13 protein-coding genes are annotated in these 13,984 nt (G+C 58.6%); 6 read left to right on the forward strand and 7 right to left on the reverse strand.

Going from position 1 to position 13,984, the window contains the following annotated elements:
* Positions 1-3 precede the first annotated feature (3 nt).
* Positions 4-1,443 (forward strand): sulfotransferase family 2 domain-containing protein, encoded by a 1,440-nt coding sequence (locus TM1040_RS04395; protein WP_011537391.1) that lies wholly within the window; start codon positions 4-6, stop codon positions 1,441-1,443.
* A 73-nt stretch (positions 1,444-1,516) separates the two neighbouring features.
* Here the strand turns inward: TM1040_RS04395 and TM1040_RS04400 are convergent, their stop codons facing one another.
* From TM1040_RS04400 to TM1040_RS04425, 6 genes are all read right to left on the reverse strand, one after another.
* Positions 1,517-1,981 (reverse strand): PTS sugar transporter subunit IIA, encoded by a 465-nt coding sequence (locus tag TM1040_RS04400; protein WP_011537392.1) that lies wholly within the window; start codon positions 1,979-1,981, stop codon positions 1,517-1,519.
* A 55-nt stretch (positions 1,982-2,036) separates the two neighbouring features.
* The gene (gene hpf, locus TM1040_RS04405; protein ID WP_011537393.1) at positions 2,037-2,600 is read right to left on the reverse strand and encodes a ribosome hibernation-promoting factor, HPF/YfiA family; all 564 of its coding nucleotides are present in this window, start codon (positions 2,598-2,600) and stop codon (positions 2,037-2,039) included.
* Positions 2,601-2,919: 319 nt separating this feature from the next.
* On the reverse strand, positions 2,920-3,678 hold the full coding sequence (gene lptB / locus TM1040_RS04410) for an LPS export ABC transporter ATP-binding protein (RefSeq protein ID WP_011537395.1): 759 nt from the start codon (positions 3,676-3,678) through the stop codon (positions 2,920-2,922).
* Positions 3,678-4,178: a lipopolysaccharide transport periplasmic protein LptA gene (gene lptA, locus TM1040_RS04415; protein WP_044026627.1), complete on the reverse strand. Its 501-nt coding sequence runs from the start codon at positions 4,176-4,178 to the stop codon at positions 3,678-3,680. Before lptA ends, lptB begins: the two co-directional genes overlap by 1 nt.
* Before the next feature lie 3 nt (positions 4,179-4,181).
* Positions 4,182-4,781 carry an LPS export ABC transporter periplasmic protein LptC gene (lptC, locus tag TM1040_RS04420; RefSeq protein WP_011537397.1) on the reverse strand — a complete coding sequence of 200 codons (600 nt, stop codon included), beginning with the start codon at positions 4,779-4,781 and terminating at the stop codon, positions 4,182-4,184.
* Positions 4,782-4,853: 72 nt separating this feature from the next.
* Complete coding sequence (locus tag TM1040_RS04425; RefSeq protein WP_011537398.1) at positions 4,854-5,468, reverse strand: ribonuclease D; 615 nt, start codon at positions 5,466-5,468, stop codon at positions 4,854-4,856.
* A 263-nt stretch (positions 5,469-5,731) separates the two neighbouring features.
* Between TM1040_RS04425 and xylB the strand changes: the two genes are divergently transcribed.
* Genes xylB through TM1040_RS04445 form a run of 4 tightly spaced genes read left to right on the forward strand, consistent with a single transcriptional unit; the run spans position 5,732 to position 10,805 of the window.
* Entirely contained in the window at positions 5,732-7,183 is a 1,452-nt protein-coding gene (xylB, locus tag TM1040_RS04430; RefSeq protein ID WP_011537399.1) for a xylulokinase, read from the forward strand.
* On the forward strand, positions 7,180-8,490 hold the full coding sequence (xylA, locus tag TM1040_RS04435) for a xylose isomerase (RefSeq protein ID WP_011537400.1): 1,311 nt from the start codon (positions 7,180-7,182) through the stop codon (positions 8,488-8,490). The genes xylB and xylA overlap by 4 nt, the downstream gene beginning before the upstream one ends.
* A complete protein-coding gene (locus TM1040_RS04440) occupies positions 8,491-9,498 on the forward strand; it encodes an aldose epimerase family protein (protein ID WP_011537401.1) in 1,008 nt (335 codons plus the stop codon).
* Positions 9,498-10,805, forward strand: coding sequence for a cytochrome-c peroxidase (locus TM1040_RS04445; RefSeq protein WP_011537402.1), 1,308 nt, complete (start codon positions 9,498-9,500; stop codon positions 10,803-10,805). The genes TM1040_RS04440 and TM1040_RS04445 overlap by 1 nt, the downstream gene beginning before the upstream one ends.
* Before the next feature lie 28 nt (positions 10,806-10,833).
* Here TM1040_RS04445 and TM1040_RS04450 read toward each other — a convergent pair whose 3' ends face one another.
* Entirely contained in the window at positions 10,834-12,384 is a 1,551-nt protein-coding gene (locus TM1040_RS04450) for a phospholipase D family protein (protein WP_011537403.1), read from the reverse strand.
* A 341-nt stretch (positions 12,385-12,725) separates the two neighbouring features.
* Between TM1040_RS04450 and TM1040_RS04455 the strand changes: the two genes are divergently transcribed.
* The gene (locus TM1040_RS04455; RefSeq protein WP_011537404.1) at positions 12,726-13,928 is read left to right on the forward strand and encodes a cation:proton antiporter; all 1,203 of its coding nucleotides are present in this window, start codon (positions 12,726-12,728) and stop codon (positions 13,926-13,928) included.
* Positions 13,929-13,984 lie beyond the last annotated feature (56 nt).

Below are 13,984 nucleotides of genomic sequence, written 5' to 3' on the forward strand. Positions count from 1 at the left end.
CTGATGTCCGCCGATTTCACATCCTTCGTGGTGCTGGCAGAGATGCGCACCGGCTCAAACTTTCTCGAAGCCAATCTGAATGCTCTTAGAGGCGTGAGCTGTCTGGGAGAGGCGTTTAATCCTCATTTCATTGGCTATCCAAACCAAGAGTCCATCTTCGAGGTTTCCAGAGAAGCACGCGATGACGATCCGCATGCGCTCGTGGACGCGATCCACGCGGCGGAGGGGCTGTGCGGCTTTCGCTATTTCCATGACCATGATCCCCGGATCCTTGAAAGGATCCTGAACGACCCGCAGGTTGCCAAGATCATTCTGACCCGGAACCCGCTCGACAGCTATGTATCGTGGAAGATCGCTCGGACGACCGGGCAGTGGAAGCTGACCAATGTAAAGCGACGCAAGGAGGCCAAGGCGGTCTTTGATGCTGAGGAATTTGGCGCCCATGTGGATGGCCTCCAAGAATTCCAGATCGCCGTCTTGAACCAATTGCAACGCACGGGGCAGACGGCTTTTTATGTCGCTTATGAGGATCTTCAGAGCCTTGAGGTCATGAATGGTTTGGCGACTTGGCTAGGGGTGGATGCGCGGCTTGATGCGCTGGACGACAGTCTAAAACGTCAAAACCCCGCGCCCGTCATTGCCAAGGTCGAAAACCCCGAGGAGATGACCGAGGCCCTTGCGGGGATGGACCGGTTCAACCTCACACGCACGCCGAATTTTGAGCCACGTCGCGGTCCCGCCGTTCCCGGATACGTTGCGGGAGTGGTGACGCCGATCCTCTATATGCCAGTGCGGAATGGGCTTGAGGCTCATGTGAGCGAGTGGATCGGGGGGCTCGACAAAGTCCCGGCCGAAGGGTTGATCACCGGCATGAACCAAAAGCAGCTTCGCCAGTGGCGTCATGCGAATCCGGGGCACCGCAGTTTCACGGTTGTGCGTCACCCATTGGCGCGTGCGCACCATGTGTTCTGTACCAAGATCCTGCCGAATGGGCCCGGAAGCATGAAGCATATCCGCAATACGTTGCGGCGCCAATTTCATCTGGATATTCCGCAAGATGGCATTGATGTGGGCTATTCTCGCGAGAGACACCGTCAGGCGTTTGAGCAGTTTTTGACATTTCTCAAGTCCAACCTTGCGGGTCAGACCGCGATCCGGGTGGATGCACGCTGGGCAAGTCAGGCGCAGAGCATCAGCGGGTTTGCTGAGTTGGGTGCGCCGGATCTGATCCTGCGTGAAGAGGATCTTGCAACAGATCTACCGTGGCTTGCGCGCAAGCTGGGTCGGATGTCTCCGGCGGAGGTTCCCCCTGTGCCCGCGGATCAGCCGATCGCACTGGCGGAGATTTACGATGACGCGCTCGAGGTCCTGTGCCGGTCGATTTACACCCGCGACTATTTGACGTTCGGTTTTGACAGTTGGTCGCCCAGGATCGAGCGCTAGCGCCTGATCCTGCCCGGTCTCGGCGCAGGTCAGTTCGGGTTTTCTAATGCTTGGATGCGAGGAAACGCGGGGCTCAGGCCGCCTGTACAGACTGGCTTTCGGTCAGGATCGTGTACAGGGTCGCTGTATCCGGGTTTGCGCGCAGCTTGGTGCAAAAGCTCTGCTCGCGCAGGGTGCGAGAGACCAGCGCCAATGCTTTCAAGTGTTCCACGCCGGCATCAACGGGCGCCAGAAGCGCAAAAACGATGTCGACGGGTTGGCGATCAACGGCACCGAAATCCAGTGGCTTTTCCAAGGAGACATAGACACCCACCACCCGGTCAATGCCACTCAGCCGAGCGTGCGGCAGGGCTACGCCATGGCCAACGCCAGTTGGACCCAGGCTTTCGCGGTCCAGCAATGCCTCAACGGTGAGCGATGCCTTCAGGCCATAGGCGGTTTGTGCGACCTCGGCGACTTCCTGAAACAGGCGCTTTTTGCTCGACGCCGCACCGATAACACGGACGGCCTCCTGCGTGAGGATGTTCGAAATCTGCATTGCCACTGCTCCATTCGGGGTGAAGGGGCCTTATCTCGGCCCCTTCGGAATTCAATCAGGGATCGATCCAGCCGATGTTGCCATCTTCACGCCGATACACCACGTTCAGTCCGTCTTTACCTTCGTTGCGGAACACGAGAACCGGGGAGCCCGCAAGCTCCATCTGCATCACGGCCTCACCGACCGACAGAGACGGGATCTTGGTTTCCATCTCCGCCACGATAATGGGCTGCAGCGAGTCCGGTTCCTGGTCGGATTCCGCTTCTTCAGACGCGAGGATATACGAGCTCGCCCCCATAAGTTCAACCGGCTCGGCGCGATCACGGTGGTGGTCCTTAAGACGCCGCTTGTAACGGCGCAGCTGCTTGTCCATTTTTTCAAGGCAGCTTTCAAAAGACGCATAGATCTCAGTGGCATGGGCTTTGGCCTGACATGTCAGGCCGGTAGACAGGTGCACGATTGCTTCGCAGACAAATTCATGCGCGTTGCGGGAGAAAACGACCTGAGCATCGGTCGGTCGGCCTGCGTATTTCTCCAGAACCGCACTCAACTCAGTCTCTACGTGGGTTTGCAGAGATTCGCCGATGTCGATCTGTTTTCCGCTGACTTTGTAACGCATGTGATCTCCTTTTTGTTTTGCCCGGGTCCGCACAGCACAGTGCGCATGTTCGCACGGTCTATGTCAGGATCGCCAGGAAGGATGGGCACGAAATGCAATGTGCAGAAACCGGGATCCCGAAAGCGGGATCAAAGCGGAGACTGCTGCGGTTTGCACATGTGCCATACTTCAATTCGATGCCAAACCCCGGACGGAGTCAATGGAATTCAGACTGCATTTTTAAGTGTGGGACAACTTATCGGCGAGCCCCTGCCAATCATTCCGCGCGCAAGGGTTATGCCCACGCCTATGCGCCTGCACTGCAGGACTGGCTCTGAGATCAGGAAATCCGGAAGTTGTCACCGAGGTAGACCCGCCGGACGTTTTCGTTCTCGACCACTTCCGAGGGGCTGCCGGACATCAGGACCTGCCCATCATGCAGGATATAGGCCCGGTCCACGATTTCGAGCGTTTCGCGCACATTGTGGTCCGTAATGAGGACGCCAATGCCGCGGTTCTTCAAGTCTGCAACGAGGTTGCGGATGTCGCCAACAGAGATTGGATCAACACCTGCAAAGGGTTCATCCAGCAGAAGATATTTGGGATCGGCCGCGAGACAACGCGCGATCTCGACCCGGCGCCGTTCGCCACCGGACAGCGCCAGCGCGGGTGCGCGGCGCAGATGCTCGATCGAAAAATCCGACAGCAGCTCTTCTAGGCGCTCGCGACGTTTGTGATCGTCAGAAACGGCAATATCCAGAACGGCCGAGATGTTGTCCTCGACGGAAAGGCCGCGAAAAATCGACATTTCCTGGGGCAGATAGCCGATACCCAGTCGGGCGCGGCGATACATCGGCAGCGAGGTGACATTCTGCCCGTCCAGTGTGACGCGCCCAGCTTCGGGGAAAACCAGCCCGGCAATGGTATAAAAACTCGTGGTCTTGCCCGAGCCGTTTGGCCCCAGCAAGGCCACGACCTCACCGCGGTTCAGTTCCATCGAGACGTCACGGATCACCACACGTTTGCGATAGCTTTTGCGCATCTTCTCAATGCGCAGACCCGACGAGCCGGAGGTGACTTCTAGTTTTGGTTTTGCCATCAGTTGCCGCCACTGCCCGGCAGGGTGGTGCGCACGCGGCCGCTCAGCGTGGCATTCCCGGTGGTCATATTGACCGTCATCTGCTCTGCGCCAAGGGTACTGCCCTGCTGCGTCAAAAGCACATTGCCACGCATCACCACGGTACCACTCTGAATGGTGTAATCCGCCTCGCGCGCCTCGGCAGCATCCTCGCCACTTACGAGCAGAACGTTGCCGCGCGCCTCTAGGCGTTCGATCCCGTTGCCTTCAGTGCGCCGGACCACAAGCACGTTGTCCGCACTCAGGCGCATTTCGCCCTGGATAATCAGCACATTGCCTGTCAGCAACGCAGAGCCATCTTCTTGATTGACGCTCATATTGTCAGAGGCAATATCAACGGGCTGCGAAGTGTCCGTTTGCAGCACCCCAAAGGACACGCCTGTCCCCTGCGCCATTGCGGCGGATGGGGCATGCAAGATGCAAATCAAACCAAGAAGAATAACAAATGTCAGTCGTCGCACGGGTTATCTTTCTATTTTTGCAGGATCGTACACCAGCTTTACGCCTTCCGTGAACTCTATATGTACCGGGGCGTTCTTCGAATCCGTGAAGATCCGCATTGTCCCGGCGCTAAAATCGCCCATTGGCCCTTGTGCGGTGACCGGGCCGGGGCTGACCACCTGAAGTCCACTGAGCTCTGCGTTGAGGCGCTCGGACTCCACGCGGGTGCCATCTGCCGTGATAATACGGACATTGCCCACCAGGACGGCAAGGTCTTGGTCCGGTCGAATAGAGCCCCGATCCGAGAGCAATAAGATGCGGCGTCCCTCGGTGGTGAGGATTTCTGCCTCGAGATCACTTGCCGAAGCCCCTTCGCCATCACCGCCCGGAAGCGCTTTCGTTGCAGCAATCGTGATCTCCTGTCCGGTGGCCGTGGTGCCGGTGAAAAACGGTGCAGTAACCTGTTGGCCGCGCAGCCTGTTTTCCAGTTCGATCTCGGCAAACGGGATCGAGGGGTCCGTATTGATGTTGTGTGAGATCAGGAACAATGTCGACAAGAGCGCCAAGGCCGTGAGTGGCAGCGCCACTTTGAGATAAGAGACGACGCGGGAATAGCGATCCATTGCGGTGTCTCCTTTCTCTTGTATCTTCTATGTCATTGCGTGTCTTCAGGGCAAAGTCACGGCTGGGTGATGTCAGGAATGGGCGAAAATATCGGTGTCTGGCCAGCCGGCCAAATCCAGTCGCGCCCGTGTCGGTAGAAAGTCAAAACAGGCCTGGGCAAGGTCGCTACGCCCCTCGCGCACAAGGCGTTGATCAAGGGCGTCGCGCAATCGGTGCAGATGTAGAACGTCCGAGGCGGCATAATCCATTTGCGCCCGCGTGAGTGTTTCCGCGCCCCAGTCGCTCATTTGCTGCTGTTTGGAGATGTCTTGGCCGAGCAGGTCTTGGGTCAGGTTTTTCAACCCGTGACGATCCGTATAGGTGCGCACCAGACGGCTGGCGATCTTGGTGCAATAGACCGGCGCCGCCAGCGCTCCAAAGCGATGGTATAGTGCCGCGATGTCAAAGCGCCCGTAGTGAAACAGCTTGAGCACATCCGGGTTGGTAAGCATCGCGGTCAGGTTCGGAGCGTCGGTTTGCCCCTTTGCGATCTGCACAAGATGCGCGTCGCCGTCACCGCTCGACATCTGCACAACGCAGAGACGATCGCGATGAGGGTTGAGCCCCATGGTTTCGCAGTCAATTGCCACCACAGGTCCGAGATCGAGGGAATTTGGCAAATCGTGTTGGTAAAGATGCGTGGCCACAGCGCGGTCCCTGATCGTGCGATGAAAATGGGTTGATGCCGACATAGGCTCTTTGAGGGGCGAACTCAACAGGCAGAGGGCGGCGGATCAAGCTGGACCAGAGCCACTGATGGTTGCCATCGGCGCTGTGTTCGAAGGGTGCGAGAGTTTTATTGTTGCAAAGATTGACAGCGAATGACGTATCTGTTTTTATTTTACTAGCCGAATTAAATATGTGCATGACCCTCGTTGGCTGTGCGCGCGTGGCGATTGGGAGGACATCTATGTTTTTGGGTCTTGACGTGGGGACGTCGGGGCTGCGCGCATTGCTGGCCGATGAGGGCGGCAATGTCATTGGCGTGGCAGATGCGGCGTACGGAGTCTCTCATCCGAAAACCGGGTGGAGCGAACAGGACCCGCAGGACTGGATAACTGCGTGCCAGAGCGCGGTTGCAGAGCTGAGAGGCGAGCATCCAGAAGCCATATCCGCCTTGCGTGGCATCGGCCTCAGCGGCCATATGCATGGCGCGACTCTTCTGGACGTGGATGGCAAGGTTCTGCGCCCCTGTATCTTGTGGAACGATACGCGCTCTGCAACAGAGGCTGCTGAACTCGATGGCACTGAGGGCGTGCGGGATCTGTCAGGCAACATCGTCTTTCCGGGTTTTACCGCGCCAAAGCTGGCTTGGGTCAAAACTCACGAGCCAGACATCTACGCGCAAATCGCCAAGGTTCTCTTGCCAAAGGATTATCTGCGCTTCTGGCTTACTGGTTCCTATATTTCGGACATGTCCGATAGTGCGGGGACATCCTGGCTCGATGTGGGGGCGCGCGACTGGTCGCCGACACTGCTTGAGGCTTCAGGCATGCGCCGCGATCAGATGCCTGATCTGGTCGAAGGCTCGGCAGCCGGCGGGGAGCTGCGCGCGGATCTTCGGGCCGATTGGGGCATCAAGGGCTCTGTGGTCGTGGCAGGTGGCGGTGGAGATAACGCCGTTGCGGCCTGTGGCGCGGGCTGTTTTCGCGAGGGGGAGGGGTTTGTGAGCCTTGGCACTTCCGGCGTGCTCTTGGCAGCCAAGTCGGCCTATAAACCCGACCCAGCATCTGCTGTTCATACCTTCTGTCATGCGGTGCCTCAGACCTGGTATCAGATGGGGGTGATCCTCGCGGCGACCGATTGTCTAAACTGGCTGTCACGCACTTTGGGTCAGACCCCCGCGACCCTCGCGGGGCGCTTGCCAAATGAGGTCAAAGGACCGTCCAGCATTACTTTTTTGCCGTATCTGTCCGGCGAACGCACGCCGCATAATGATGCGCAGATCCGCGCCACACTGGCGGGGCTGGATATAGGCGACGGCCCGGCAGAGCTTACACAGGCAGTGATGGAGGGCGTGGCATTTGCCCTACGCGATTGCCTAGAGGCGCTCAAGGGCACCGACACGTCGTTCACCCGACTGCTGGCAGTCGGTGGCGGCACCCGTTCACCCTACTGGGTCGAGACCCTTGCAACCGTGCTTGGGGTATCGCTCGACATCCCCGACAAAGGCGAATTTGGTGCCGCATTGGGCGCGGCACGTCTGGCTATGACAGCGACCGGCGCCGATCTGGCGACCGTTATGCGCGCGCCGCCCATCTCTCACACTATTGATCCGCGCAGTGATCTCATCGAGGCCTATGATACGTCATATGCCCGGTATCGCGCGCTTTATCCTAACATGAAGGCACTCATGACATGACCACTGGTTTTTTTGGCGATGTTTCCAAGATCACGTTCGAAGGGGCAGACAGCACCAACCCGCTGGCGTTTCGACATTACAATCCCGACGAGGTGATCCTCGGTAAGCGGATGGAAGAGCATCTGCGGTTTGCAACCTGCTACTGGCACAACTTTGTGTGGCCGGGCGGTGATCCGTTTGGTGGTCAGACCTTTGATCGCCCTTGGTTCAAGGACACGATGCACGCCGCCAAGCTCAAGGCCGATGTGGCCTTTGAGATGTTCACGCTGCTGCAGTCGCCCTACTACTGCTTCCACGATGCGGACGTGCGGCCTGAAGGGGCGAACTTTGCGGAAAACACACGCAATCTCAACGAGATCGTCGACTACTTCGCGCAGAAGCAGGAAGAGACCGGCGTGAAGCTCCTCTGGGGCACCGCGAACCTCTTTTCAAACGCCCGCTACATGTCTGGGGCGTCGACCAACCCGGATCCGGACGTCTTTGCGTTTTCGGCGGCGACGATCAAAACCTGCATGGATGCCACCCACCGTTTGGGCGGCGAGAACTATGTGCTCTGGGGCGGTCGCGAAGGCTATGAGACGTTGCTGAACACCGACCTCGCACAGGAAGATCAGCAAATGGGCCGGATGCTCAACATGGTGGTCGAGTATAAGCATAAGATTGGCTTCAAAGGCGCGATCCTTGTGGAACCCAAGCCGCAGGAGCCCTCCAAACATCAGTACGATTACGACGCGGCCACCGTTTACGGTTTCCTCAAGCGTCACGGGCTTGAAAACGAGGTGAAGCTCAATCTCGAACAGGGGCATGCGATTCTTGCGGGCCATTCGTTTGAACACGAAATCGCAACGGCGCAAGCGCTGGGCATTTTTGGCTCGATCGATATGAACCGCAATGATTACCAGTCGGGCTGGGATACAGATCAGTTCCCCAACAATACGCCCGAGGTGGCGCTGGCCTATTACCACATCCTGAAGCATGGCGGGTTCACGACAGGGGGCACCAACTTTGATGCCAAGCTGCGCCGTCAGTCCATCGATGCCGAGGATCTCTTGATGGCGCATATCGGCGGCATGGACATCTGTGCGCGTGGCTTCAAGGCGGCTGCGGCTATGATCGAGGACGGTACCTTGGATCAATTTGTTACCGACCGCTATGCAGGCTGGCAGACCGATCCGGCGCAGGACATGCTGGCGGGCAAACTCTCGCTTGATGAGATTGCAAAGCGTGTCGAGGCCGAAGATATCAATCCCAAGCCGCGCTCCGGGCGGCAGGAATATCTTGAGAACCTCATCAACCGGTTTGTCTGAATGAAAGATGCGCAGATCGTGGAGCATGGTCTCCATCGCGGACATACGCTGAAGGAAGCTCGACTGCAAAGCGCCGGGCTTTCCATCAGTCTGTTGAACTTTGGGGCCGTGACCCGCGATCTACGCCTTCTGGAGGAGAACCGTCCGCTCATTCTCGGCTTTCAGGACCCAGCAGACTATCTGCTCAACCCCGGCTACCTCGGTGTAATCGCAGGCCGCGTCGCCGGACGGATCAAGAACGCCCGTTTCACACTCGGCAGGCAGAGGTTTCAGCTCAATCCCAACGAAGGCGATACCCTCCTGCACGGTGGTGCCAACGGGCTGTGTCATGTGTTCTGGAACCTTGAGGTCCTGTCAGAAAACACGGCTCGACTGCGCTATCACTCGCCCGAAGGCGAGGGTGGTTTTCCCGGTGCAGCCGAGATAACCCTCACGGTAATGCTTGAGGCACAGGCGGTTGTCTATGACCTCACGGCCGAAGTAACGGCGCCAACGCCATTCAGCCTTGCTCAGCACAATTATTACAACCTCATGGGGGGCGCTCAGTCGATCCGGGAGCATCGATTGCAGGTTGATGCCACAAGCTATCTCGGACTGGACGATGCAAATGTTCCAGATGGCAGGCTTTTGGCGCTTGACGGGTGTCACCATGATTTCCGTTTGGGGCGCAGCTTTGCGGAACTTGATCCGCAGACCAAAGGCAGTGACGTGGCCGTGGTGTTTGATGAGTGTCGCGACCCGGAGCAGCCAGTAGCCTCTCTCATTGCGCCGGACGGTCTGCAGATGCGGGTGATCAGCGATCAGCCCTGCGCGCAGATCTACACGGCCAGCGCTCTGCCAGAACAGCCCGGCGCTTTGCCGGGACAGCGGATCGGGTCCGACATGGGCGTCTGTATTGAGCCACAGGGCTATGCCAACGCGGTAAACCTGCCGCAGTTTCCAAGCATGATCGCAACGCCGGAACGGCCCTACCGGCAACGTCTGCGCCTTGAGTTTGGGAGGATCTGATGCGCTGGTTTATATTGCTGACACTCATGGGCGCCTCAGCCACGCAGGCGCAGAGCCGCCCAGACCTTGGCCCGCGCCCAGCGTTTCCCGCCCCGGACATGGCTGCGGTCGAGCTGGGGCAGCTGCTATTTTACGATCCTATCCTGTCTGGCAATCGCAATATCGCCTGTTCCACCTGTCATCACCCACGCCTTGGAACAGGAGATGGGCTATCGCTGGGGTTGGGCGAGGGGGGCATCGGCCTTGGCCCGGACCGAAAACCAGATCCAGCCAACCTGCCCGAGCAACGCATTCCCCGTAATGCGCCGGGGCTCTGGAATCTTGGTGCGCCCGAATTCACGGTGATGTTTCATGACGGTCGGCTCGAGGACCACCCCGATCATCCCGGTGGCATCCGCACCCCCTTGGGAGAAGATATGGTTGCGGGGTTTGATGACGCGCTCGCCGCGCAGGCCATGTTTCCGGTGCTCTCCGCAGACGAGATGGCCGGGCATTATTCAGAAAACGAAGTGGCGCAGGCGGTGCGGCTGGGCCAGCTTTCAACACCGGGCGGGGCCTGGGACAGAATCGCGGCGCGGGTGGAGGCGATTCCGGCCTATCGCGTCGCATTTGACGAGGTCTTGGGCGAGGGCACGCCCATTACCTTTGCCGACATTGGCAATGTTCTTGCCGATTTCATTCGCTTTGAATGGCGCGCGGATATGAGCCCATTTGACGCATACATGCTGGGGCAGGGGGATCTGCCCAAAGCGGCCAAACGCGGGATGGAGCTGTTTTATGGCGCGGCGGACTGTAGCCAGTGCCATACTGGGTGGTTCCAGACGGACCACGGTTTTCACGCCTTGGCCGTGCCTCAGATCGGGCCGGGCAAGGCTGCGCGCTTTGAAACTCATAGTCGGGACGAGGGCCGTATCCGCGTGACGGGCCGAGCGGAGGATGCTTTTGCCTTCCGCACGCCGTCTTTGCGCAATGTGGGTCAAACTGCGCCCTATGGGCATTCAGGGGCCTTTGCGACCCTCGAGGACATCGTGTGGCATCATCTGTCGCCAGAGCAATCCTTGAGCAGCTATTCCAAATCGCAAGCCGTACTACCCCAACTGGAAGGCGCCCAGGACTGGACGATCCAGGACAACGCGGCAGAGCGCGCCGCGTTGATAGCCGCTGTGGATCTCGACCCGGTCTCGCTTACGGCCGCGGAAGTGGCTGACATTGTTGCCTTCTTGCACGCGCTCACCGATGAAGAGGCCGCAAAGGGGCGTCTTGGCGTTCCCGCAGAAGTCCCAAGTGGCTTGCCCGTAGATCAGTGAGCTGTGAGATCCTCAGCGCTTGTCTTGATCACAAAAGCCATTCAACCGGCAGCACGCCAATCACCGCGATTGCAATCTGCTGGAACCAGGTGGCGCCGGGCTCTTCTTGGTAGATCAATGTCTCGCCATCTTCGATTGGCTCGCGCCATATCATCTTGCCTTTGGGTGTCAGCGCCGGTTGATAGGACACCGTCAGGAGTGGGCCGTCAAAGCCTGCGCTGACCTGCCCGGCGAGCGTCGGACTTTCGATGAGAAACCCCATCTCGCAATTTAGGGTGGCCGAGCGCGGATCAAAGTTGAAAGAGCCGATAAAAACGCGATCACCGTCGACGGCAAAGGTCTTGGCGTGCAGGCTCGCCCCCGAAAGACCAAAGGGTTTGAGTTGCCGGTTGGCGTCAGCCGACATCTGAGCGCGCAGTTTCAACTCGTAGAGCGAAACATCTGCTTCCAGCAGCGCGCGACGGTACCGCGTGTAGCCAGAATGCACCATCAAGACATCCGTGGTGTTCATCGCATTGGTCAACACACGCACATCCACGCCAGCAGCCGCCAAATCCGTGAGGTACTCCGTTCCTCGCTGCCCGGGTACAAAATAGGCCGAAACTAGATCCAAGCGGGTCTCGACCTGGCCGAGGATCTCGCCCAGACGAGAGATCATCAACTGGTCTGATGTCGCGCTGCCCTGACCTTTCACAGGGTCATCGGCCACCACGCGAACATTTGTCCACTCCATCGGCATCTCACCACGCGCGAATTTATCTGCACTGCTTTGCAGATCGCCCATCAGGCGTTGAGCCTCTGGTGTGGCCATCACCTCTGATACGCGTTGATCAAAGGTAATCAGGTTCCCATCGGATGATACAATCGTCTCGAGCGCAAAAACGGAGGCGCTGTTCCAGTAGTCATCAAAGACGGTGGCCGTTTCCGGCACCACTTTGCCCGCAGCCAGCGCATCCATGTCGATATAAAATGCATCCCGCTGCACGTCGAAATACTCGTCACCAATGTTGCGCCCGCCAATGATCGCGACCGCCCCGTCCACGATAAGGGACTTGTTGTGCATTCTCCGGTTCATCCGAAAGAAATCAAAGCTGTAGCCCAAGAGCTTTGGGCGCCGGATCGTTGAGGGGTTGAACAGTCGGATTTCGAAATTGGGTTGCGCGTTGAGCGTAGCCATTGTTGCGTCAAGCCCAGGCACGCCGTTATCGTCCAGCAGAAGTCGGACCCGCACGCCCCGCAGCGCCGCGTTGCGCAATTCCTCTAGCAGGAGAACCCCGGAGGTGTCGTCGTGCCAAATGTAGTATTGCGCGTCGATCGAGGCTTCGGCGCGACGGATCAGTTCGACCCGGCTTGCAAGCGCATCCGTCCCGCTGCGCAGCGGGATGATCCCTGACTGGCCGACATGCGCCGCGTTCAGATCTGCAACTGTCGCCCCGATCGAAGTCTGATCGCTCGCCGGAAGGGCCGAGCTGATCTCGCGATTGGAAATGTCGGGCAAAGGAAAAAGAAGCCGTGCGAGCATCACAAATGCCGCAAGCGTAAGGCCAATCAAAGCCAGTGTTTTTAAGAACCGCATCATCCTCGCATGCTAGCACCTAACCACTGCGCTGCAGCGGGAAAATCTTGCCACATGTCTCATGTGCAAACCGGTGTAGACATTGAGCCGCAGAAGCCAGCCTGAAGGGGACTGGATGGAAAGTGCACTACCGCTTCTGTCAAATTTGTTGTCTGCTGGCCGTGGTCCACGGGACCAGAGGGGGGCACGTCAACGCAGAGGGCGGAAGGATCGCAGCCTCTGAGCGCGCGCATTGAGGGGAGTGATAAAACTCTAGCGCGCCGTTTTCGCCGCCTTGTTGCGCCCAATCGCGTCCGATTTAAACGTCGCGAGAGGTATATTTTGCATGAGGAAATACTCTTGATATGACTTTTCTAATCCTGCTCGTGCTTTTGGCCTTTGCGCTTTATTCCTTGTTCAGCAAGCGGATAGATCGCAGTGTTCTGACCCTGCCTATCTTGTTTACAGGGCTTGGGTTTTTGCTCTCAAAGCCGCTCAGTGAGGTGATCCCCGCCGGGCTTATTCACGAAGGCAAAGCAGGGCTTGCGGAGGTGACGTTGATCCTCGTGCTGTTTTCCGATGCCAGCCACGTGCGATTGCGCAGCCTGGCACGGGGCTGGCAGTATCCGACACGGATGCTGGTGATCGGGTTGCCGCTCACCATTGCCTCGGGCACGGCGGTTGCATTCTGGCTCAACCCCAGTTCCGGGCTCGCCGTCGCGCTCCTGACGGCTGCAGTCTTGACGCCGACCGACGCGGCCTTGGGGCAGGCGGTTGTGAACAGCCCGGATGTCCCGGACCGTCTCGCACAGACGATCAATGTCGAAAGCGGCCTCAATGATGGGCTGGTGCTTCCCTTTGTGCTGACGGGGGCGATACTTGCTTCGGGTTTTGCGGGCGAGGCGCATACCGCGGGGCTCGCTCTTGAGGCGCTCATCGAAGTGATCCTTGGGCCTCTGGCGGGGATTGCGGTTGGCTGGGTTGCGGCGCGGGCGATGGATTGGGCGCAGAACCGTGATCTCATGCAGGAGGCGGCGGGCGCAGTCGTGTTTCTGGTCACAGCCTTTGCAGCCTATCTGTTTGCGGTTCTGATCCACGGAAACGGTTTTATCGCGGCATTTGTCGCGGGCATGGTGTTCGGCAACAGCTATCGTCACAACATTCATTTCATAAGCGAGTTCATGGAGGGCGCGGGACAGTTGCTCACGATGGCCGCCTTTCTGGTGTTCGGCGCATTCCTGTTGCCAGACGGGCTGGCTCATGCGGGCGTCTCCACTTTGGTCTTGGCGCTCTTGTTTTTGACGGTAGTTCGCATGGGGCCGATCCTCCTGTCGCTCATCGGAAGCGGCCTTCCCACACGCGAGAAACTATTTCTGGGCTGGTTTGGCCCGCGCGGCCTCGCTTCGATCCTGTTCACACTGTTGATGATGGATCAGTTCGACATCCCAAATGAGGAGGAGCTGCTCGCCTGTGTTTCTCTGACGGTCGGACTGTCGATCCTCCTGCATGGTATCACATCCACGCCGCTTGCCAGTTGGATCAGTCAGGAGGGCAAGCGCAACACATGAGAGCGCCGCACCTTGCGCTGGTGCTTGTGGGCAAGGGGGAATGCCCCCCGCCCAGA

Origin of the sequence: Ruegeria sp. TM1040 (assembly GCF_000014065.1) — a bacterium.
Lineage (GTDB): Bacteria > Pseudomonadota > Alphaproteobacteria > Rhodobacterales > Rhodobacteraceae > Epibacterium.

Coding starts and splice junctions, on each gene's coding strand:
- TM1040_RS04445 (WP_011537402.1), top strand. CDS start 9,498: ATGCGCTGGTTTATATTGCTGACACTCATGGGCGCCTCAGCCACGCAG.
- xylA (WP_011537400.1), top strand. CDS start 7,180: ATGACCACTGGTTTTTTTGGCGATGTTTCCAAGATCACGTTCGAAGGG.
- TM1040_RS04440 (WP_011537401.1), top strand. CDS start 8,491: ATGAAAGATGCGCAGATCGTGGAGCATGGTCTCCATCGCGGACATACG.
- TM1040_RS04400 (WP_011537392.1), bottom strand. CDS start 1,981: ATGCAGATTTCGAACATCCTCACGCAGGAGGCCGTCCGTGTTATCGGT.
- lptC (WP_011537397.1), bottom strand. CDS start 4,781: ATGGATCGCTATTCCCGCGTCGTCTCTTATCTCAAAGTGGCGCTGCCA.
- TM1040_RS04395 (WP_011537391.1), top strand. CDS start 4: ATGTCCGCCGATTTCACATCCTTCGTGGTGCTGGCAGAGATGCGCACC.
- xylB (WP_011537399.1), top strand. CDS start 5,732: ATGTTTTTGGGTCTTGACGTGGGGACGTCGGGGCTGCGCGCATTGCTG.
- hpf (WP_011537393.1), bottom strand. CDS start 2,600: ATGCGTTACAAAGTCAGCGGAAAACAGATCGACATCGGCGAATCTCTG.
- TM1040_RS04455 (WP_011537404.1), top strand. CDS start 12,726: ATGACTTTTCTAATCCTGCTCGTGCTTTTGGCCTTTGCGCTTTATTCC.
- lptB (WP_011537395.1), bottom strand. CDS start 3,678: ATGGCAAAACCAAAACTAGAAGTCACCTCCGGCTCGTCGGGTCTGCGC.
- TM1040_RS04450 (WP_011537403.1), bottom strand. CDS start 12,384: ATGATGCGGTTCTTAAAAACACTGGCTTTGATTGGCCTTACGCTTGCG.